A 20607-nucleotide genomic window follows, 5' to 3' on the forward strand; every position below is an offset into this window, starting at 1 on the left:
GGCGCACGCGGCTCAGGCCTGCGTGCCGCCCACGGTGAGCCCGTCGATCAGCAGCGACGGCTGGCCCACGCCGACCGGGACGCTCTGCCCATCCTTGCCGCAGATGCCCACGCCTTCGTCCAGCGCCAGGTCGTTGCCGACCATGCGCACCTTCTGCATGGTTTCCGGGCCGTTGCCGATCAGCGTGGCGCCCTTCACCGGCGCGGTGATCCTGCCGTCCTCGATCAGGTAGGCCTCGGTCGCCGAGAACACGTACTTGCCGCTGGTGATGTCGACCTGGCCGCCGCCGAAGTTGACCGCGTACAGGCCCTTCTTCACCGAGCGGATCATTTCCTGCGGGTCGTGGCTGCCGGCGCGCATGTAGGTGTTGGTCATGCGCGGCATGGTCATGTGCGCGAACGACTCGCGGCGGCCGTTGCCGGTCGGCGCCACGCCCATCAGCCGCGCGTTGAGCGTGTCCTGCATGTAGCCAACCAGGATGCCGTCCTCGATCAGCGGGGTGCACTGGGTCGGCGTGCCTTCGTCGTCGATGTTGAGCGAACCGCGGCGGCCGTCGAGGGTGCCGTCGTCGACGATGGTCACGCCCTTCGATGCCACGCGCTCGCCGATGCGGCCGGCGTAGACGCTGGTGCCCTTGCGGTTGAAGTCGCCTTCCAGGCCGTGGCCAACCGCCTCGTGCAGCAGTACGCCGGGCCAGCCCGGGCCAAGCACCACCGGCATCACCCCGGCCGGGGCCGGGATCGCCTCCAGGTTCACCAGCGCCTGCCGCAGCGCCTCGCGGGCGAAGGCCTCGGGGCGGCCGTCGGCGAACAGTTCCTCGTAGCCGTAGCGCCCGCCGCCGCCGGCGTAGCCGGATTCGCGGCGGCCGTCCTGCTTGACGATCACCTGCACGTTCAGCCGCACCAGCGGGCGCACGTCCGCGCCCAGCACGCCGTCGCTGCGCGCGACCAGCACCGTGTCCACGCCGCCGGACAGGCTCACCATCACCTGCTGCACGCGCGGGTCGGCCGCGCGCAGGTAGCGGTCCAGGCGCTTGAGCACGTCCACCTTGGCCTCGTTGCCGAGGCTGTCCACCGGATCGAGCGCCGGGTACAGCGCGCGCGCGCCGCCCCGCACCAGCGCGCTGGCGTTGCAGGTGCCGCCGTCGCGCGAGATCGCCCGCGCCGACTGCGCCGCGGCCAGCAGCGCCGCCGGCTGGATGTCGTCGGAATAGGCGAAGCCGGTCTTCTCGCCGGCGATGGCGCGCACGCCCACGCCCTGTTCGATGGAGTGGGCGCCGTCCTTGACGATGCCGTCCTCCACGCTCCAGCTCTCGCGCCGCGAATGCTGGAAATACAGGTCGCCGAAATCGATGCCCGGGCCCAGCAGGGTGCCGAAGGTGCGGTCGAGGCGGTTGGCGTCCAGCCCGGCCGGCAGCAGCAGGCGGGATTCGGCGAGCATCAGGGCGGTGTCGGTCATGGCTTTCCAGATGGGGGCAGGCCTGCGGTTCGCAAGCATGCGGCAGAAACGGTCAGGGCGTGCCGGCGGGTGCCGGGCTCACCGCCGGCGGCGGCAGGCGCGGGGCGTCGCGGTCGATCACTTCCACCTTGGGGTCGGACCATGGCCCGGTGACGCGGTAGGTCTTGGCGCCGATCTCGCCCAGCGGCTTGCCCAGCACCGCGTTGGCGGCCGCGCCCACCGCCGCGCCGACCGGGCCGCCGGCGACGGCGCCGACCACCGCCAGCAGGTTGCCCGAACGCGGGTTGACCTCGATGGTCTGGTCGAAACGCTGCGCGCGCAGGTCGGCCTGGCCGCGGATGGCGATGTCCGCCGCCGGGCCCTGCATGCCGATCCTGTCGGTGCGGGCCAGGCCGTCGCCGAACATCACCTGCCCTTCGGCCTGGTTGAACGCCAGGCCCTTGGAGAAGAAATCGCGGAAATCCAGCATCAGCCGGCGCGGCAGCTGGGCGACGCTGAGCAGGCCCAGCACCCGCCCCGCGCCCGGTTCGACTTCGAGGATCTGGCCGTTGCGCAGGTTGATGTCCAGCGTGCCTTCCAGCCCGGCCAGGTTGAAGGCGGCCGGCGCGCCGTCCCAGCCGGCGTTGAACTGCAGCTGCCCCTGCCCGCCGCGCAGCTGCCCGCCGTAGCCCAGGTTGTCCAGCAGCCCGCCCAGGTTCTCGCTGTGCACGGCCGCCTCGAACCGCGTGCGCGCCTGCGCGCCGGTGCCGCGCCATTGCCCGGTCACGTCGATGGCCTGCTTGGGCGAACGGAACTGCAGCTGCGACACCTGCAGGCCATCGGCCAGCGGGCGGGTGCGCACGGTGGCCTGGCCCAGCACGACCTTGCCGAAGGTCAGGTCGCCGATGTCCAGCGCCAGCGGCGGGATCTTCGCCGGGTTCACCGGGTCGGCCGGATGGTCGCCGGCCTCGCCGGCCACGGCCGTCGCCGCCTGCCAGTGCACGCGCGCCAGCGTGCCGCTGACAGTGCCGCCCGCGGCCTCGGGCACCACCAGGTCGCCAGCCAGCGCCGGCCCTTCCAGCTGCACCGCGACCGCGCCGTTGCCCGGCCGCAGGCGCAGGCGGGTCTGCTCGAAGCGGCCGCCGACCAGCAGCAGCTGGTCGGCCAGTACGTCCACCTGTTTCAGCGCAAGCCCGTCGTCGCCCCCGCCTTCGCCCGCGCTGCCGCCGCGCGCCAGCGCGATCCATTCCAGCGCATCCAGCGACGGCGTGCGGCCGTCCATCACCAGCCCGTCGGCCGGCGGCTCGCGGCTCACCCGGTCGCTGCCCATGGTCACCTGCACCCCGGTCCTGCCGTTCTGCACGCGCGCGGCCAGCGCCATGCGCCGGCCGAAGGCGACCTCGGTGGTGCCGCTGCCCAGCGGCAGGCTGGCGGTCACCCGGGTCGGCAGGACGTCGGCGGCCGGCTTGTCCAGCGGCGCCGGCAGCTGCAGGCGCGTGCCCTGCAGGTCCGAGCGCAGGCTGAGCGTGGTCGGCGGTTCGCTGCGGCTGCCCTCGGGCACCTTGGGCAGGGTCACGCCGATGGTCCAGCGCGAGGTGCCGTGCATGTAGGGCTGCAGCCACTGCAGCTCCGGTGCGCGCTGCAGCAGGTCGGCCGCGCCCAGCGTCGCGGTCAGTTCGGCCTCGAAGGCATTGCGCGGATCGGCCACCGGCGTGCCCGCGCCCAGCGCCAGCACGCCATCGTGTTCCTTGTACCGGACCTGCAACGCCGGCGCGCGGAACCCGCCGCTGCCGTACTCGGCCTTGCCGCGCACGTTGTCCAGGCGCAGGTCCCAGCGGCTGTCGGCCAGGGTGGCGCCGCGCAGTTCGACATCGCCGCTGACCTGCCCGGCACCGCCGTGCAACGGCAGCGACAGCCCGAAGTTGACCGCCGCCGGCCCGCTGGCGCTGAGCGCGTCCAAGGTCGGGCCGTAGTCGGCCTGCAGCGGGCTCTGCCGCAGCAGCGCCAGCAGGTGCCTGCTGTCGTCCACGGTGCGCGCGTCCACGGTCAGGCGCGATTCGTGGAAATCGGCGATGCCGGCGCGGAAGGCGTCGACCTTGACCCCGCCGAGGTTGCCCCTGCCCTGCAGCGCGAAGCCGTTGGCGATGAAGGCCACGTCGGCATCGACGCCGGTCATGGCCGGCCAGCCGTGCGAGAAGCGCAGGGTGCCCTGGTCGATGCGGCCGCCGGCCTCGAAGCGGCCGTCGTTGCCGTCGAAGGGCCAGTCGTCCAGGTCGCCCACCGCCAGGCCGAAGCCATCGCGCAGGTGCCCGTCCACCAGCGCCTCGTCCAGCCACCGCACCGCCGCCACGCTCATGTGCGAGCGCACCCAGAAGCCCTTGGCCGCGGCGATCGGCACGTCGTCCAGCTGCGCGGCCAGGCTGATCCACGGCCGCGTGCCGTCGCCCTGGAACCACAGCCCGCCGCGCACGTCGGCCGCGTAGTCGTTGCCCTGCACGCGCATCGCCGGCGTGGCGACGCGCCAGCCGGCGCCTTCGCGCCAGGCCACGGCCTGGCCGTCCAGCTGCAGGTCGTGGACCACGCCGAAACCGCTCGGCCAGTCGAAACGCAGCGGCTGGCCCGGGCGCAGCCGCAGCGCCACCGCCTGCCCGTCGCCCTCGAAATGCCCGCGCAGGCCGCTCAGGCCCGGGCTGCCGTCCACCGGCGTGAACGCGGCTTCCTCCAGTTCGCCGGCGCCGCGCACGGCACCGCCCAGGCGACCGGCGATGTCCACGTCGGCCAGGCGCAGGACCGGCGCGGCGCGGTACAGCCATTGCCGCAGCCCCGGCTCCACCGCATCGCTGAGCGCGGCCACCCGCAGCAGCGGGGTCGCGTCGATGCGTCGTCCGCGCAGCGCGAAGTCGCGGCCGCCGCCCAGATGCAGGCCGTCGAGTACCTGCGTGCCGCCGTTCCCGGTGGCGACCCGCAGCTGCGGTGCGTCCATGCGCCAATCGTCGCCGTCATGCCGCCAGCGCGCGCGCAGGCGCAGGCTGTCGAAGCCGGCGGTCGGCGCGGTGCCGCCGGTGGCGAAAGGCGCGCCCGCCAGTTCCACCTTCTCCAGCGTGGCGTCGGCGATGACCGAGGCCACGCGGTGATCGCTCACCGCCACCCAGCTGCGGATCGTGCCGGTCCCGTGGCGCACGTCGATGCCGCCGAAGTGCAGCAGCGGGCTCCATGCGGACAGGTCGGCCGGCGCGGCGGCGATCCAGGCGGTGCCGTCGCCGCGCTGGCGCTGGAAATCCAGCACCGCGGTCAGCGGCGCGGCCTCGGTGTCGATCCAGGCGCGGGCGCCGGCGCGCACCCGTTCGCCGTCCACGCGCAGGCGCAGATCGATCCGCGGCAGCTCCGCCTCCAGTCCCAGCGAAGGCGCGTGCAGCCGCAGGCGGCCGCCGATCACCTGCAGCTCGCCGAGCCGGCGCAGGGTTTCCAGCGGGTCGCCAGCGTCGCCGGCACTGGGCAGGCCGCGCACCGACCAGCGGCCGTCGTCGGCCCGCTGCAGGGTCAGCGCCAGCCCGCGCAGGCGCAGCTCGGTCAGCGGCGCGCCCGGCAGCAGTCCGGAATACAGCGACACCAGCACCTCGGCCTGGCCGATGCGCACGCCGTCGCCCTGGCCGATACGCAGGCCGTCCAGCCGCAGCAGCGGGCCGCGCCGGGTCCAGGCGGTGTCCATGCGGTCGAACGCCACCGGCTGGCCGGCGCGTTCGCTCAGCCAGGCAGCCACCTTTTCCGGGTGCCGCTCGACCAGCGGCAACAGCTGGTTGAGGCTGCCCACCAGCACGGCCACGACCACCAGCACCACGGCCAGCGCGTAGATCGCATGGCGGCGCAGGTGGCGGAGGCGGTAGCGCGACAGCACGGGCATCGGGAAACGGGACCGGAGGACGAAGATCGGGACGGAAGTGGGAAAGAATGCCTGTGGCAGCCGGAATCGCAATGCAACGGCCGGCCTCCCCGCCACCGCGGGCCGCCGTCAGCGGCCGGCGGCCTCCGGCGCAGCGCTACAGCAGCACGACGTCGAACTGTTCCTGCAGGTACTGGTCGTCGGCCTGGAAACGGATGCTCTTGCCGAGGAACTCCTCCAGCTCGGCCACCGCCGCCGACTCCTCGTCGGTGATGCGCGCCACCACCTTGGTCGAGGCGATCACCAGCAGCCGCGCGGCGTCGAACTGGCGCACCGCGCGGGTGATCTCGCGGAAGATCTCGTAGGTCACCGTCTCGGTGGTCTTGATGCTGCCGCGCCCGCTGCACTCCGGGCAGGGCTCGGACAGCTGCCGCTCCAGGCTCTCGACCGTGCGCTTGCGGGTCATTTCCACCAGGCCCAGCGGCGAGAAGTCGTAGACGGTGGTCTTGGCGTGGTCGCGCGCCAGCGATTTCTCCAGCGTGCGCAGCACCTGGCGGCGGTGCTCGGGATCGACCATGTCGATGAAGTCGATGATGATGATGCCGCCGAGGTTGCGCAGCCGCAGCTGCCGCGCCACCGCCTGCGCCGCCTCCAGGTTGGTGCGGAACACGGTTTCTTCCAGGTTGCGCTGGCCGAGGAAGGAACCGGTGTTGACGTCGATGGTGGTCATCGCCTCGGTCTGGTCGATGACCAGGTAGCCGCCGGACTTGAGCGGCACCTGCTTGTCCAGCGCGCGGCCGATCTCGTCCTCCACGCCGTACAGGTCGAAGATCGGGCGGTCGCCGGTGTACAGCTCCAGCTTCTCGGCCAGCACCGGCATGTACTTGGCGACGAAGGCCTGCAGCTGGGCGAAGGTTTCCTTCGAGTCGACCTTCACCTTCTCCACGTCCTTGCGGATCAGGTCGCGCACCGAGCGCAGCGGCAGGCTCAGGTCCTCGTAGATGATGCTGCGCGGCGGCGCCTCGCGGCCGCGGCGCTCGACCACGTTCCACACCCGCGACAGGTAGGAGATGTCCTCGGCCAGCGCCTCGGCCGGCTGGCCCTCGGCGTTGGTGCGCACGATGTAGCCGTAGCCGCCGTGCTGGGCGGAGATCTCGGTCACCAGCGCCTTGAGCCGGGCGCGCTCGGCCTCGTCCTCGATCCGCGCCGACACCCCGACCATCTTCGACTGCGGCAGCAGCACCAGGTAGCGCGAGGGAATGCTGACCTGGGTGGTCAGGCGCGCGCCCTTGCTGCCGATCGGGTCCTTGACCACCTGCACCACCACGTCCTGGCCGTCGCGCAGCAGCTCGACGATCGGCACCGACGAGGGCAGCGGCAGGCTGGGCGCGGTCTCCTCGGTGTCGGCGGCCACCGGCGCCGGCCGCACCACGTCGTTGGCGTGCAGGAACGCGGCGCGCTCCAGCCCGACCTCGACGAAGGCCGCCTGCATGCCCGGCATCACCCGCTGCACCCGCCCCTTGTAGATGTTGCCGACCACGCCGCGGCGCCAGCCGCGCTCGATGTGCAGCTCCTGCAGCATGCCGTTCTCGATCACCGCCACGCGGGTTTCGCGCGGGGTGACGTTCACCAGTATTTCTTCGGACATCCGTTCAATCCTTCCCTGCGCCGAAACCGCGCAGCAGCGCGGCGGTCTGCTGCAACGGCAGCCCCATCACGCCCGAATAGCTGCCCGCGAGCCGGCTGATCCAGCGTTCGGCGCCGCCCTGTATGGCGTAGGCGCCGGCCTTGCCCATCGGCTCGCCGCTGGCGACGTAGGCGGCGATCTCGTCCTCGGCCATCGCCGCGAACGTCACCTCCGATTCGACGACAACCAGTTCCTCGCGCCCCGGCGCCACCAGCGCCACCGCGGTGACGACCTGGTGGCTGCGCCCGGCCAGCGAACGCAGCATGGCCGCGGCGTCGGCGGCGTCGGCGGGCTTGCCATAGACGCGGTCGCCCAGCACCACTTCGGTGTCCGAACCGAGCACCATGGCCTGCGGGTCGGCGGCGGCCAGCGCCAGGCCGGCGCGCGCCTTGTCCAGCGCGACACGGCGCACGTAGGCCGCCGGCGCTTCGTCGGCGCCGCGGATTTCTGGTACGTCCAGGTCCAGCGTGCGGAACGGAATGTCCAGGCGTGCGAGCAGTTCGTTGCGGCGGGGAGAGCGGGAAGCGAGATAGAGCATCGGCGAAGCATAACCCGCGCCCGTTGCGGCCGGCGCCTGCCGCAGGCGCGCCGCTCGCCACGGACCGCCATTCCCGCCTACGCTTCGCCCGTTCCCGGCTGAACCGCGGGCAAAGCCGGCGCCGCGTCCTCGACCCCGGCCGGCCTCACCGCCCGTTCATCGCTCCCGAACCAACCTCGCATCCATCCAAGGAGGATCCACATGCGCCATTCCGCACTCGCCCCGCTGCTGCTCGCCCTGTCCTTCGCCTCGGGAGCCCCGATGACCGCCCACGCCCAGAACGCACCGGCCATCGTGGCCAGCGACGCCACCCTGCTCAACATCTCCGCCCAGGCCGAGGCGCGGCGCGTGCCGGACGTGGCCACGCTGTCGGCCGGGGTGGTCACCCAGGCCGTCGACGGCAATACCGCCATGCGCGAGAACGCGGTGCAGATGGACAAGGTGATGGCCGCGGTCAAGGCCGCCGGCATCGCCGAGCGCGACATCCAGACCAGCGGCATCAACCTCAGCCCGCAGTACCGCTACGCCGACAACGAGGCGCCGAAGATCACCGGCTACCAGGCCAGCAACACCGTCAGCCTGAAGGTGCGCGACATCGCCAAGCTGGGCAAGGTGCTCGACAGCCTGGCCGCGCAGGGCGCCAACCAGATCAACGGCCCGAGCTTCGAGATCGACCAGCCCGAGCCGGTGTACGACGAGGCGCGCGTGGCCGCGCTGAAGAAGGCCCAGGCCCGCGCCGAGACCTATGCCAAGTCGCTGGGCCTGCGCGTGCGCCGCATCGTCAGCATCTCCGAAGGCGGCAACGGCGGCTTCCGCCCGCCGATGCCGATGATGGCGATGGCGCGTTCGGCCAAGGCCGAAATGGACACGGCGGTGTCGCCGGGCGAGACCACGCTGTCGGTGAACCTGGACGTGGTGTTCGAACTGGGCCGCTGATCCTCGCCGACATCCCGATCCCTGGAAACGGCGCCTGCGGGCGCCGTTTTCCTGTCTGGCGGCTGACCGGGAAATCCGGCCCCGCTTGCCGGATCGCCGCTTTGCAGGCGCACTGGCCGCACGCGGGCCGGAACCATCGCAACCCCGGCCGGCGTCACCGAGCGTTGTTCTCCAGCACACACCCACGCAGGAGGTGGCACATGGTCCGCACGCAGCCCGGCATTTCCCCGATCCGTTTCGATACCTCGCGTATCCTCGCCTACAGCACGGCCATCGCCCTGCACGCGCTGGCGGCCGGATTGCTGCTGATCCCGTTGTCGCAGGTTCCCATCCGCAGCGACGCCGTCGTCCCGGAACCGCGCTGGCAGCTGCCGGACATCGTCCCGGTGGTACCGACGCCTCCGCCGCCGACGCCGGTCCCGGTGGTGAAGCACGCGCCACCGCCCACGCCCCACGCCCTGCCCGCGCCGGTGGAGAACGCGCCGATGCCGGTCTTCGCCACCGAGGCGGTCATCCCGCAGCCGGCCGAATCCGGCACGCCCACCGATACCGGCCCGGTCGCCGATTCGATCGCAGCGCCCGCGCCGCTGGTGGGCGTGCAGCTGCGCTACCTGCACGCGCCCGCTCCGGCCTATCCGCGCGATGCCCTTCGCGTCGGCGCGCAGGGCACGGTGACCCTGCGCGTGCTGGTCGGCGTCGACGGCAAGCCGCTGGAAGTGAGCGTCGAACGCAGCAGCGGCAACCGCAGCCTGGACAATGCCGCACGCAGCCAGGTGCTGCGCCAGTGGACGTTCCAGCCGGCCACCGACAACGGACGCGCGGTGCAGGCCTATGGCCTGGTGCCGGTCGATTTCAAGCTGAATTGAGGCCCATGCGGTCCGCAGGGAAGCGCAGCTGAACGCTTCCTTGCGGACCCTCTGCGCAACCGCGCCTATTAATCGATTTTTCACCGTTGTCTCACCCCGGGAAAACCTAGATTCGCGGCCGTCGATGTCCCCCGGCCGCCTATCGGCGGCCTCTTCGCCGCAGTTCCCCTGGAGAGAAGACCGTGAAACATCCGACCCAACATCGGCGGCCCGCGTGCCGCCACACCGCCCTCTGCGAATCCCTCTCGACCGGCCTTGCGCGCCTGCTGCTGGTTCCAGCCGCATTCGGCCTGGCCGCCCCCGCGGCCATGGCGCAGGCGCAGCAGGAGAAGCCGACCACGCTCGACCGCGTCACCGTCACCGGCTCCAACATCCCCCGCACCGACACCGAGACGCCCTCGCCGGTCCAGGTCATCACCCGCCAGGAGATCGACCGCACCGGCAAGAACAACGTTGGCGAATACCTGCAGACCCTGACCGCCGACGGCTCCGGCTCCATTCCCAAGACCTTCGGCAACGGCTTCGCCGGCGGTGGCGCCGGCATCTCGCTGCGCGGCCTCGGCGCCGGCTCCACCCTGATCCTGTTGAACGGCCGGCGCATGGCCACCTACGGCCTGGCCGACGACGGCCAGAAGGTGTTCACCGACCTGAGCACCATCCCGCTGGACGCGGTGGAGCGCATCGACGTGCTCAAGGACGGCGCCTCGGCCATCTACGGTTCGGACGCCATCGCCGGCGTGGTCAACATCATCCTGCGCTCGGACTTCACCGGCGCCATCCTGCGCGGCTCCTACGGCCTGTCCGGCGACAGCGACGGCGACCAGCGCAAAGCCACCCTCACCGCCGGCACCGGCAGCCTGGCCGAGGACGGCTGGAACGCCTTCTTCAGCCTGGACGTGGGCAAGAGCGATGCGATCCGCACCTCCGACCGCCGCGACCGCAAGTGGATCGGCACCGGCGACCTGCGCCGCTGGGGCTACGACATCGACGGCAGCCAGTTCCTCGCCGGCGCCTTCAACGGCACCGCCGGGCAGGGTTCCTCGCCCACCGGCAGCGTCTACTCGCCCGACGACAGCACCATCACCAGCCTGCCGGGCTGCGCGGCGCTGTCGTCGGTGTCGCCGCAGGACCCGCGCGGCGGCTGCGTGTGGGACGCCACCCGCTTCCGCGACCTCGCGCCGGAGGAGAAGTACGCCAATGTGTTCGGCCGCGCCACGTTCGCCTTCGGCGACAGCTCCGAGGTCTACGTGGAGATGGGCTACTCCAAGAAGAGCACCACCTTCCGCAACACGCCCTCGAACATTTCCGGCAGCTGGGGCTACCCCGGCGGCCCGGTCAACGCCAACAGCGGGCCGGACGCGATCATGCTGGGCGCCGACCATCCGGACAATCCCTATGGCGTCCCGGTACGCGTGCGCTATTCGGCGTTCGACGTCGGCCCGCGCGTGACCAACAACACCAACGAGTTCATCCGCTTCCTGGCCGGGGTCAAGGGCATCTGGGGCGACTGGGACTACGACACCGCCTACCTGCACTCGAGCACCAGCCTGTTGAACGAGCGCACCGGATTCCTGCGCTACAGCGCGGTGAAATGCGTGCTGTCCGATCCGGACTGCGCGGCCGGCGTGTGGAACCTGGGCCAGGGCGCGGAGGGCAACCCGCAGAGCCTGTACGACTACATCTCCCCGACCATCAGCGCCCGCGCCAAGAGCGAACTGGACATGTTCGACTTCAAGGTATCGCGCGTGCTGGCCGACCTGGCGGGCGGCCCGCTGGGTCTGGCGCTGGGCACCGAGTGGCGCAAGACCAGCAACTCGCTGACCCCGCAGACCTATACCGACCAGGGCGACATCATCGGCCTGGGCTACTCGGCCTACGACGGCACGCAGAACGTGTACGCCGCCTACGCCGAACTATCCGCGCCGGTGCTCGAGCAGCTGGAACTCAACGCCGCGGTCCGCTACGACAAGTACGAAAGCGGCGACGACGCGGTCAAGCCCAAGGTCGGCTTCAAATGGACGCCGGCCGAATGGTTCGCCCTGCGCGGTACCTATGCCGAAGGCTTCCGCGCCCCCAACCCGGCCGAGAACGGCGACGGCGGACTGGCCGCGTTCTCGCGCGCCAATGATCCGGTGCGCTGCCCCGACGGCACCCCCGCACCGGGCGCCACCCAGGCCGACTGCGGCCTGCAGCCGGTGGCGATCATCACCAAGCCCAACCCCGACCTGGAGCCGGAAGAGTCCAAGAGCTATTCGCTGGGCATCGTGCTGCAACCCACCCGCACCACCTCGGTCACGATCGACGCGTGGCGCATCGAGCGCACCAACGAAATCGCGCAGGGCGACACCGACGCGGCCATAGCCGCCGGCGACGTGCTGCGCGACTCCAACCTGCTCAACGGCGTCGCGGGCACCGGCTCGATCCTGGCGGTGAACACCTCCTACGTGAACGCCGCCCAGTCGCAGGTGGAAGGCGTCGACGTGGATCTGCGCCAGGACATCGCGCTGGGCGAGGCCGGCGACCTGCGCCTGGACGCGCAGTGGAGCCACACCCGCAAGTTCGAGCGTACCGACGGCGGCGTCACCCACGAATACGCCGGCACCCACGGCAACTGCGACGTGACCAACTGCATCGGCACCCCCAAGGACAGGGCCAACTTCGGCGCCACCTGGAGCCACGATGCCTGGTCGCTCAGCGGCATCGTCAACTACATCGGCAAGATGGACAACAAGGACGAGCGCGGCGGCGACTACCTGTCCTTCTACGCCGACGGCACGCCGGTGGAGACGATCCCCTCCTTCACCACCTTCGACCTGTCCGGGCGCTGGAACGTCACCGACGCGCTGGAACTGAGCGCCTCGGTGCAGAACGTGTTCGACCGCATCGCCCCGCTCGACCCGGCCACCTATGGCGCGGTCAACTACAACCCGCTGCACTACAGCGGCGCCATCGGCCGCTACTTCACCGTCGGCGCCAAGTACACCTTCAACTGATCCGCTCCCGGATCATGTCGGCCGCGGAAGCCCGCTCATCCCGGGCTTCCGCGGTGCGGATGCGGCGCACGCCCCGGGCGCGACGGGATCGGCCACGCGCGATTGCTACGGCATGCGCACGCAGACCGCATGGAAGGGAAACCGTCGCATGCGGCAGGCACCGCCGGTGTTGAAAGCGGCTTCCCGATCCGGCCAGGCCGCGGCGCGATGCCGGTAGCAAGCGCGGCGTTTCCGCTCTCCTTGCCGGAACCGCAGAATCTCCCCGGCGGTTTTCCGGGACAACAAAAAAGGCCTGCATCGTGCGATGCAGGCCTTCGAATTCTGGCGCCCGAAGTTGGACTCGAACCAACGACCCCCTGATTAACAGTCAAGTGCTCTAACCGGCTGAGCTATTCGGGCGGGGACGCGCATTCTATACGCTTGTCATGCCCGATGGTAGGGGTGATTGGCCAGCATCGCGGCCGCCCGGTACAGCTGCTCGGCGACCACCAGCCGCACCAGCATGTGCGGCAGGGTCAGCGGGCCGATCGACCAGGTCTCGTCGGCGATCGCCGACACCTCGGGCGAATGCCCTTCCGGGCCGCCGATCAGGAACGCGAGGTCGCGGCCCTGCGCGCGCCAGTGTTCCAGGCGCTGGGCGAGCCGTTCGGAGCTGAGCTGGCGGCCGGGCACGTCCAGCGCCACCACGTAGGGATTCTTCGGCAGCGCCGACAGCACGCGCCGGCCCTCGTCCTCGATGGCCCGCTTCGGGTCGCGGCCCTTGCCGCGCAGGCCCGGCTCGATCTCCACCAGTTCCAGCGGCAGCCAGTGCGACAGGCGCTTCTGGTATTCGGCGAACCCCTGCGCCACCCATGACGGCGCGCGTTCCCCGGTGGCGATCAGTCTGGCTTTCATGGCGCCTCTCCCGGCACGGCGTCGAAACGAAGACGGCGCCCTGCGGCGCCGTCGCGAGGCAATCGCCGGATAGGTCAGCCGGCTTCCTGCTCTTCCCCGTCGGACGACGGTGGCTGGTCGCCCACCGTCCACAGGCGCTCGAGCGCGTAGAACTCGCGCACGCGCGGCAGCATCACGTGCACGATCACGTCGCCCAGGTCCACCAGCACCCATTCGGCCTCGCGCTCGCCTTCCACGCCCAGCGGCATCACGCCCAAGTCCTTGGCGAAACGCACCACTTCATCGCCGATGGACTTGACGTGGCGGGTCGAGGTGCCCGAAGCGATGACCAGGTAATCGGCGACGCTGGACTTGCCGCGGACGTCGATCTCCACGGCGTCCTTGGCCTTGAGCTCTTCCAGCGCCGCGTGCACGGAGGCCAGCAGGGCGGGAACGGACGGCGGCGGATTGGGCAACTGGGTCTTGATGACTTGGGCTTCGGTGGTCAAAGCGGCGGAACTCGATGAATGAAGGGGCGATTATAGAGAACCCGGCCCCGCCCGGCATTCACGCCGCGGCGCAGCCGTAGAGGTGATGGGCGGCGATGTAGCCGGCGACCGCGGCCGGCACCAGGCCGCGCCAGTGCCCGCCGGCGGCGATCAGGCCGCGCACGGCGGTGGCCGATTCGGCCTGCAGCGGCTGGCGCAGGCGCCAGACCCGGCCGGCCGGCCGCGCGCGCAGGCATGCCGGCGCGTCGGCCCAGGCATCGCGCAGCCGCGTGGCCAGCACCCCGGGCAACTGCCCGTCCAGCGCATTGCCGGGGCGCTCGGCCACGACGATATGCGCCAGCTCGAGCAGGTGTTCCCATTCATGCCAGGTCGGCAGGCCCAGCAGGCTGTCGGCGCCCATCAGCAGCGCCACCGGCGCATCGGCTCCGGTCTCGTTGCGGATCTCGCGCAGCGTATCCACGGTCCACGACGGTACGCCCGGCTGGCGGGCGGCGCGGCGCAGCTCGCGGGTATCGAGCTGCAGGCCGTCTTCGCCGGCGATCGCCAGTTCCAGCATGCGCGTGCGCTGCGCGGCGTCGGCGCCCGGCGGCGGGCGATGCGGCGGGTCGGCGGCGGGCATCATCCGCACCGGCGTGTGCAGTTCGTCGCGGGCGCGGCGGGCGATGGCCAGGTGGCCGTTGTGGACCGGGTCGAAGGTGCCGCCGTAGATCAGCAGCAGTTCGGAAGCAGGCCGCGTTCGGCGTGGCCCCGGCGCGGGGAGCACGGTCAGCGCGTCCCGCGGGCCAGCAGGCGCACCGCCTGCGCTTCGGCCACGGCCAGCAGCAGGCGTTCCAGCGCCAGCCAGGGGTCGCCCTCGGCGCGGCCCTTGGCCATGCGGTCGACCTGCCCGGCCTCGGCCACGAAACGTTCCCAGCGCTGTGGCGCCGGGTGCCGCTGCAGCGCGCGCTTGAACGGCGCCTGCCGCGATTCCCAGATGCCACGCGCCTTCATCTCGCCGGCGAGGTTGCCGCCGCCGGCCTGCACCCGCGCCAGTCCGGCGGTGAGCAGCAGCTCGCGGATCAGGATCGGGGTCAGCGCGGCCACCGCCTCGCCCTCGGCGCGCAGCCCGGCGAGCATGCGGATGACCGCCGGCGGCTGCCCGGAGAACGCCGCCTCGACCAGGCGGAACACGTCGTAGCGCGCGGCGTCGGCGACCAGCGCTTCCATCTTCGCCACGTCCAGGGTCTGGCCCTCGGCCAGCAGCGCGAGCTTGTCGATTTCCTGCGCGGCGGCGAGCAGGTTGCCTTCCACGCGCTCGCTCAAGCGCTGCACCGCGGCCGGCTCGGCACGCAGCCCCCTGGCGCGCAGGCGGCGCTCGATCCAGTCGCCCAGTTCGTGCGGCTTGATCGCCCACGCCACCGACAGCACGCCGGTGCGCGCCACCGCGTCGGCCCACTTGCCATGGTGCGACTTGCTCCACTCGCCGGCGGTGATCAGCAGCACCACGTCGGCCGGCGGCCGCGCGCAGAACTCGCTGATGACCTCGGCCCCCTCCTTGCCCGGCTTGCCGCCGGGCAGGCGCAGCTCGACCAGCCGCCGCGCGCTGAACAGGCTCGGCGCGTTGAAGCTGGAGGCCAGCTGGCCCCAGTCGAAATCGCGTCCGTCGGCGTCGAACACCTCGCGCTCGCCGATGCCTTCGGCGCGCGCCCTGGCGCGCACCGCGTCGGCCGCTTCCAGCACGCGCAGCAGTTCGGGGCCGGCGATCAGGTAGACCGGCGCCAGCGGCTGCGCGCCGGCCTGGCTGGCGAGCTGTTCGGGACGCAGTTCCATCGCTCAGCGCCCGCGCGCCTGGGCCGCCATCGTCGGCATGCGTCAGTCGTCCTTGCCGGTCGCCGGAGCGGCGGTGCGTTCCTTCTCCATCTGCGCGCGCACCACGCTGTCGATGCGGCGCAGGATCGAGGCGGACATCTCGCGGCGCAGCTCGTCGGCGAGGATCTCGCGTTCGGTGGTGGTGCCGGTGGCGTCGGTCGGTTCGGACACGTAGTCGCGCGACAGTTCGATCACCTGTTCCGGCACCAGCACGCTGCCGTCCGGACGCAGGAAAGCGAAGATGACCGCGTAGCGCATGCTGTATTCCTGCGTGCGGCCCTGCGCGTCGATGGCGATCGGCAGGTCGCCCCAGCGCTCGGAGCGGACCTGCAGCCGGGCCGCGCCCTTGCCGGGCTCGTCCTCGCCGACGACGATCGCGCCGGAGGCATGCAGCCCGCGTCCCAGCAGCTTGACCAGCTCGCTGTAGCGCACCGTGGATTCGACCTTCACCGCCGGCGTGTCGTCCGGCAGGGTGAGCTTGTTGCGCAGGTGGAAGCCGCAACCGGTCAGGCTCACGGCGAGGACGAGGGCGGTCAGGTATCGGGTCATGGGCACAGTCTGGCGGAGCCGGCCGGGAGCGGCAACAGAAAACGGCCCGCATCATCGCCCATCGGGTGTGAGCGGGGATGAAACCGGCATCGCTGATTCATTGTTCGGAAACGCACACCGAGCGTGCGGAGGCAACGCGGAGCCTAACGCTCACGCGCTCCTGGTCCGGAGGCATTCGCGAAAACCGGTTGCCAAGGCCCAGCCCCCCAAGTTGGGGGGCGATCCGCGCATAGCGCGGATGGGGGGATGGAAGCTCAAGGCGCGGGGCCCAAAGTTCCGCAGGCGGAACTTTGGGGGGTGACCGCCGCAGGCGGATCACCCCGCCACGATATTCACGATCTTGCCCGGGACGATGATGACCTTGCGCACGGTCAGCCCTTCCAGGAACTTGGCCGCGTTGGGCTCTTCCTTCGCGGCGGCCTCGATCAGCTCGCGGCCGGCGTCGGCGGCGACGTCGATGGTGCCGCGCAGCTTGCCGTTGACCTGCACCGCCAGGGTCAGCGCGTCCTTGACCAGCGCCGCGGCGTCGACCTGCGGGAACGGCTGGTCTTCCAGCAGCGTCTCGGCGTTGCCCAGCAGCTGCCACATCGCATGGCAGGCGTGCGGGGTGATCGGGTTCAGCAGCAGCACGGTGGCCTGCAGCGCCTCCTGGCGCACCGCGCGGCCCTGCGCGCTGGCGTCGTCGAACTTGCCCAGCGCGTTGAGCAGTTCCATCACCGCGGCGATGGCGGTGTTGAAGGCGTGGCGGCGGCCATAGTCGTCGCCGACCTTGCCGATGGTCTCGTGGGTCTTGCGGCGGATGGCCTTCTGCCCGGCGTCCAGCGCGGCCACGTCCAGCGCCGGCGCCTGGCCGTCGGCGACGTGCTTGTGCACCATCGCCCACAAGCGGCGCAGGAAGCGGGCCATGCCGTCCACGCCGGCCTCGTTCCACTCCAGCGACTGTTCCGGCGGCGCGGCGAACATCGAGAACAGGCGGACGGTGTCGGCGCCGTACTTGGCGACCATCGCCTGCGGGTCGACGCCGTTGTTCTTGGACTTGGACATCTTCTCGGTGCCGCCGATCACCACCGGCTGGCCGTCGCCGCGCAGGGTGGCGCCGGTGATGCGGCCGCGCTCGTCGCGCACCACGTCCACGTCGGCCGGGTTGAACCAGTCCTTGGAGCCATCGGCGTTCTGGCGGTAGAAGGTCTCGGCGATGACCATGCCCTGGCACAGCAGGTTCTGCGCCGGCTCGTTGCTCTCCACCATGCGCGCGTCGCGCAGCAGCTTGTGGAAGAAGCGGAAGTACATCAGGTGCAGGATGGCGTGCTCGATGCCGCCGATGTACTGGTCCACCGGCAGCCAGTAGTTGCCGCGCTTGTCCACGGCCTCGCGCGCGCCCGGCGAGGTGTAGCGGGCGTAGTACCAGCTCGACTCCATGAAGGTGTCGAAGGTGTCGGTCTCGCGCTCGGCCGCGCCGCCGCAGTCCGGGCAGGTGGTCTTGCGCCATTCCAGGTCGGCCTTGAGCGGCGAACCGGTGCCGTTGAGCGTCACGTCCTCCGGCAGCACCACCGGCAGCTGGTCTTCCGGCACCGGCACCGCGCCGCACTTGTCGCAGTAGATCACCGGGATCGGGCAGCCCCAGTAGCGCTGGCGGCTCACGCCCCAGTCGCGCAGGCGGTAATTGACGCGGCGCTGGCCCTGGGCCTTGCGCTCGAAGCGCTCGGCCAGCGCCTCGAAGGCGCCCTGGAAGTCCAGCCCGTCGAACTCGGCCGAATTGACCAGTTCGGTCTCGCGGGTCTTGTCGCCGTACCAGTCCTGCCAGCGGGCCGGATCGTAGCTGCGCTCGTCGTCGTTCTTCGGGTGCTTCAGCGCGATGACCTGCTTCTTCGGCAGACCGTACTTGGTCGCGAACTCGAAATCGCGCTGGTCGTGGCCGGGCACCGCCATCACCGCGCCGGTGCCGTAGCCCATCAGCACGAAGTTGGCGACCCAGATCGGCACCTGCTCGCCGCTGACCGGATGGATGGCCTTCAGGCCGGTGTCCATGCCGCGCTTTTCCTGGGTTTCCAGCTCGGCCTCGGAGACGCCGCCCTGCTTCAGCTCGGCCAGCATCGCGGCCAGCGCCGGATTGGCCTTGGCCGCATGCAGCGCCAGCGGGTGCTCGCCGGCGATGGAGACGAAGCTCACGCCCATCACCGTGTCCGGGCGGGTGGTGAACACGCGCAGCGGGTCCAGCGCGGCGCCGTCCACGTCGCGCACGTCGAACTGGATCTCCAGGCCTTCGGAGCGGCCGATCCAGTTGCGCTGCATGGTCTTGACCGAATCCGGCCAGCCCGGCAGTTCGTCCAGGCCGTCCAGCAGTTCCTGGGCGTAATCGGTGATGCGCAGGAACCACTGCGGGATCTCGCGCTTCTCCACCAGCGCGCCGGAGCGCCAGCCGCGGCCGTCGATGACCTGCTCGTTGGCCAGCACGGTGTTGTCGACCGGGTCCCAGTTCACCACCGAGTTGCGGCGGTAGGCCAGGCCCTTGCGCATCAGCCGGGTGAACATGCGCTGCTCGTGCACGTAGTAGTCCGGCGTGCAGGTGGCGAACTCGCGCGACCAGTCGATCGCATAGCCCAGCGACTTGAGCTGGCTGCGCATGTGGTCGATGTTGGCGTAGGTCCACTTGGCCGGCGCGGTCCTGTTCTTGATCGCGGCATTCTCGGCCGGCAGGCCGAACGCGTCCCAGCCCATCGGCTGCAGCACGTTGTGGCCGGTCATGCGCTTGTAGCGGCTGATGACGTCGCCGATGGTGTAGTTGCGCACGTGGCCCATGTGCAGCGCGCCGGACGGATACGGCAGCATCGACAGGCAGTAGTACTTGGGCTTGTCCGAGGTCTCGTCGACCTCGAAGGCACGGGTGGTTTCCCAGTACTTCTGGGCAGCGGTTTCGACCGGCTGGGGATCGTAGATGTTGGTTTCGACGCTGGACATGAACGCGTTGGGACGGCGGCAAAGCGGGACAGCGTACCGCAGTGCACCAGAGTGCTCCAATCCAGCCCACCCCGACACCCCCGGGAAAAACCTGTTTCCCGCAATATCAATCGCTTGCGCGCCCCTGCCCGGCACCGCCCGCGGCGCCCACAGACGCCGCGCCGGTTTCCCGCGCCGGCTCGCTATGCTGCCGTCTCCGCCCCTGGGGAACAGACCGATGCCGATCCGCCGCCACCTCGCCGCTCTCCTGCTGCTGGCCTGCGCGCCGGCCTGGGCCGAACCCGTCGCCGTGCGCTGCGGCCGCCTGTTCGACGCGCGCAGCGGCCAGCTCAAGGGGCCGCACACGCTGGTGGTGGCCGACGGCCGCATCCAGCAGGTAGTGAGCGGCGCCGATGCAGAGACCGGCGGCGCGCGCCAGGTCGACCTGCGCGACAAGGTCTGCCTGCCCGGCTGGACCGACCTGCACGTGCACCTGGGCAGCCAGTCCAGCCCGCAGAGCTATTCCGAGGGCTTCCGCCTGGACCCGGTGGACCATGCCTTCCGCGCGGTCGGCTATGCCGAAAAGACGCTGATGGCCGGCTTCACCAGCGTGCGCGACCTCGGCGGCGAGGTCGGCCCGCACCTGCGCGACGCGATCAACCAGGGGCTGCTGAAAGGGCCGCGCATCTTCGCCGCCGGCAAGTCCATCGCCACCACCGGCGGCCATGCCGATCCGACCAATGGCTGGAACGACCAGCTCTCGCACCTGGTCGGCCCGCCCGGCCCCACCGAGGGCGTGATCAATTCGGTGGACCAGGCGCGCCAGGCGGTGCGCCAGCGCTACAAGGACGGCAGCGACGTCATCAAGATCACCGCCACCGGCGGCGTGCTCAGCTACGCGCGCTCCGGCGACGCGCCGCAGTTCACCGTGGACGAGATCAAGGCCATCGTCGACACCGCGCACGACTACGGCTTCCGCGTGGCCGCCCACGCCCATGGCACCGAGGGCATGAAACGCGCGGTGCTGGGCGGGGTCACCAGCATCGAGCACGGCACCTACATGGACGAGGAGATCATGGGGCTGATGAAGCAGCGCGGCACCTGGTACATCCCCACCTTCTACGCCGGGCGCTTCGTCACCGAGAAGGCGGCGATCGACGGCTATTTCCCCGAGGTGGTGCGCCCCAAGGCGGCGCGCATCGGCGCGCTGATCAGCCAGACCGCGGCCAGGGCCTACCGCAGCGGGGTCAGGATCGCCTTCGGCACCGACCAGGGCGTGGGCCCGCACGGCGACAACGCGCGCGAGTTCATCTACATGGTCGAGGCCGGCATCCCCGCCGCGTACGCGCTGCAGGCCGCCACCGTGCACGCCGCGCAGGTGCTGGGCGTGGACGACCAGGGCGTGCTGGAAGCGGGCAAGCGCGCCGACGTGATCGCCCTGGCCGCCAACCCGCTGGAAGACATCAACGCGGTGATGGACGTGCGCTTCGTGATGAAGGACGGGGTGATCTACAGGCAGTGACGGCCGCGCGCGCTCCGCCGTGGGGAGCGCGC

The 20607-nt window shown here is 71.0% G+C and carries 13 protein-coding genes, 1 tRNA gene and 1 pseudogene; 4 read left to right on the plus strand and 11 right to left on the minus strand.

The features are described from left to right. Window positions 1-12: 12 nt before the first annotated feature. From tldD to CQ393_RS09345, 4 genes are all read right to left on the minus strand, one after another. Window positions 13-1458 carry a metalloprotease TldD gene (gene tldD / locus CQ393_RS09330; RefSeq protein ID WP_153191282.1) on the minus strand — a complete coding sequence of 482 codons (1446 nt, stop codon included), beginning with the start codon at window positions 1456-1458 and terminating at the stop codon, window positions 13-15. Window positions 1459-1510: 52 nt separating this feature from the next. After that, window positions 1511-5338, minus strand: coding sequence for a YhdP family protein (locus CQ393_RS09335; RefSeq protein ID WP_153191283.1), 3828 nt, complete (start codon window positions 5336-5338; stop codon window positions 1511-1513). A gap of 136 nt (window positions 5339-5474) precedes the next feature. Continuing rightward, a complete protein-coding gene (gene rng, locus CQ393_RS09340; RefSeq protein ID WP_153191284.1) occupies window positions 5475-6965 on the minus strand; it encodes a ribonuclease G in 1491 nt (496 codons plus the stop codon). Between the two features lie 4 nt (window positions 6966-6969). After that, window positions 6970-7542 (minus strand): Maf family nucleotide pyrophosphatase, encoded by a 573-nt coding sequence (locus CQ393_RS09345; RefSeq protein ID WP_153191285.1) that lies wholly within the window; start codon window positions 7540-7542, stop codon window positions 6970-6972. A gap of 201 nt (window positions 7543-7743) precedes the next feature. Here CQ393_RS09345 and CQ393_RS09350 point away from each other — a divergent pair, with 201 nt between their 5' ends. The 3 genes from CQ393_RS09350 to CQ393_RS09360 all read left to right on the plus strand — a co-directional run bounded on the left by CQ393_RS09350 (window position 7744) and on the right by CQ393_RS09360 (window position 12337). Beyond that, window positions 7744-8478, plus strand: coding sequence for an SIMPL domain-containing protein (locus CQ393_RS09350; RefSeq protein WP_153191286.1), 735 nt, complete (start codon window positions 7744-7746; stop codon window positions 8476-8478). A gap of 200 nt (window positions 8479-8678) precedes the next feature. Next, complete coding sequence (locus CQ393_RS09355) at window positions 8679-9344, plus strand: energy transducer TonB (protein WP_153191287.1); 666 nt, start codon at window positions 8679-8681, stop codon at window positions 9342-9344. Window positions 9345-9526: 182 nt separating this feature from the next. Continuing rightward, window positions 9527-12337, plus strand: coding sequence for a TonB-dependent receptor (locus tag CQ393_RS09360; protein ID WP_343199907.1), 2811 nt, complete (start codon window positions 9527-9529; stop codon window positions 12335-12337). 322 nt (window positions 12338-12659) lie between these two features. Here CQ393_RS09360 and CQ393_RS09365 read toward each other — a convergent pair. From CQ393_RS09365 to leuS, 7 genes and pseudogenes are all read right to left on the minus strand, one after another. Next, window positions 12660-12736: transfer RNA gene (locus tag CQ393_RS09365), tRNA-Asn, on the minus strand. A 24-nt stretch (window positions 12737-12760) separates the two neighbouring features. Further along, window positions 12761-13231, minus strand: coding sequence for a 23S rRNA (pseudouridine(1915)-N(3))-methyltransferase RlmH (gene rlmH, locus CQ393_RS09370; protein ID WP_153191288.1), 471 nt, complete (start codon window positions 13229-13231; stop codon window positions 12761-12763). Between the two features lie 74 nt (window positions 13232-13305). After that, window positions 13306-13719: a ribosome silencing factor gene (gene rsfS, locus CQ393_RS09375; RefSeq protein WP_153191289.1), complete on the minus strand. Its 414-nt coding sequence runs from the start codon at window positions 13717-13719 to the stop codon at window positions 13306-13308. A 58-nt stretch (window positions 13720-13777) separates the two neighbouring features. Continuing rightward, window positions 13778-14482, minus strand: coding sequence for a nicotinate-nucleotide adenylyltransferase (nadD, locus tag CQ393_RS09380; RefSeq protein ID WP_343199908.1), 705 nt, complete (start codon window positions 14480-14482; stop codon window positions 13778-13780). A 2-nt stretch (window positions 14483-14484) separates the two neighbouring features. Beyond that, window positions 14485-15528, minus strand: a complete 1044-nt coding sequence (holA, locus tag CQ393_RS09385) for a DNA polymerase III subunit delta (protein ID WP_153191290.1) — start codon at window positions 15526-15528, stop codon at window positions 14485-14487. Between the two features lie 81 nt (window positions 15529-15609). Beyond that, a pseudogene (lptE, locus tag CQ393_RS09390) lies at window positions 15610-16116 on the minus strand (LPS assembly lipoprotein LptE); the annotation flags it as partial. 315 nt (window positions 16117-16431) lie between these two features. Beyond that, a complete protein-coding gene (gene leuS / locus CQ393_RS09395) occupies window positions 16432-19074 on the minus strand; it encodes a leucine--tRNA ligase (RefSeq protein WP_153191292.1) in 2643 nt (880 codons plus the stop codon). Window positions 19075-19291: 217 nt separating this feature from the next. Here leuS and CQ393_RS09400 point away from each other — a divergent pair, with 217 nt between their 5' ends. Beyond that, a complete protein-coding gene (locus CQ393_RS09400) occupies window positions 19292-20575 on the plus strand; it encodes an amidohydrolase family protein (RefSeq protein ID WP_153191293.1) in 1284 nt (427 codons plus the stop codon). Window positions 20576-20607 lie beyond the last annotated feature (32 nt).

This window comes from Stenotrophomonas sp. MYb238, assembly GCF_009496535.1.
Taxonomy (GTDB): Bacteria; Pseudomonadota; Gammaproteobacteria; order Xanthomonadales; family Xanthomonadaceae; genus Stenotrophomonas.

Bases quoted from the DNA above. Each gene is read 5' to 3' on its own strand.
- CQ393_RS09355 (WP_153191287.1), top strand. From the start codon at position 8,679: ATGGTCCGCACGCAGCCCGGCATTTCCCCGATCCGTTTCGATACCTCG.
- CQ393_RS09350 (WP_153191286.1), top strand. From the start codon at position 7,744: ATGCGCCATTCCGCACTCGCCCCGCTGCTGCTCGCCCTGTCCTTCGCC.
- rng (WP_153191284.1), bottom strand. From the start codon at position 6,965: ATGTCCGAAGAAATACTGGTGAACGTCACCCCGCGCGAAACCCGCGTG.
- leuS (WP_153191292.1), bottom strand. From the start codon at position 19,074: ATGTCCAGCGTCGAAACCAACATCTACGATCCCCAGCCGGTCGAAACC.
- rlmH (WP_153191288.1), bottom strand. From the start codon at position 13,231: ATGAAAGCCAGACTGATCGCCACCGGGGAACGCGCGCCGTCATGGGTG.
- CQ393_RS09335 (WP_153191283.1), bottom strand. From the start codon at position 5,338: ATGCCCGTGCTGTCGCGCTACCGCCTCCGCCACCTGCGCCGCCATGCG.
- CQ393_RS09345 (WP_153191285.1), bottom strand. From the start codon at position 7,542: ATGCTCTATCTCGCTTCCCGCTCTCCCCGCCGCAACGAACTGCTCGCA.
- tldD (WP_153191282.1), bottom strand. From the start codon at position 1,458: ATGACCGACACCGCCCTGATGCTCGCCGAATCCCGCCTGCTGCTGCCG.
- CQ393_RS09400 (WP_153191293.1), top strand. From the start codon at position 19,292: ATGCCGATCCGCCGCCACCTCGCCGCTCTCCTGCTGCTGGCCTGCGCG.
- holA (WP_153191290.1), bottom strand. From the start codon at position 15,528: ATGGAACTGCGTCCCGAACAGCTCGCCAGCCAGGCCGGCGCGCAGCCG.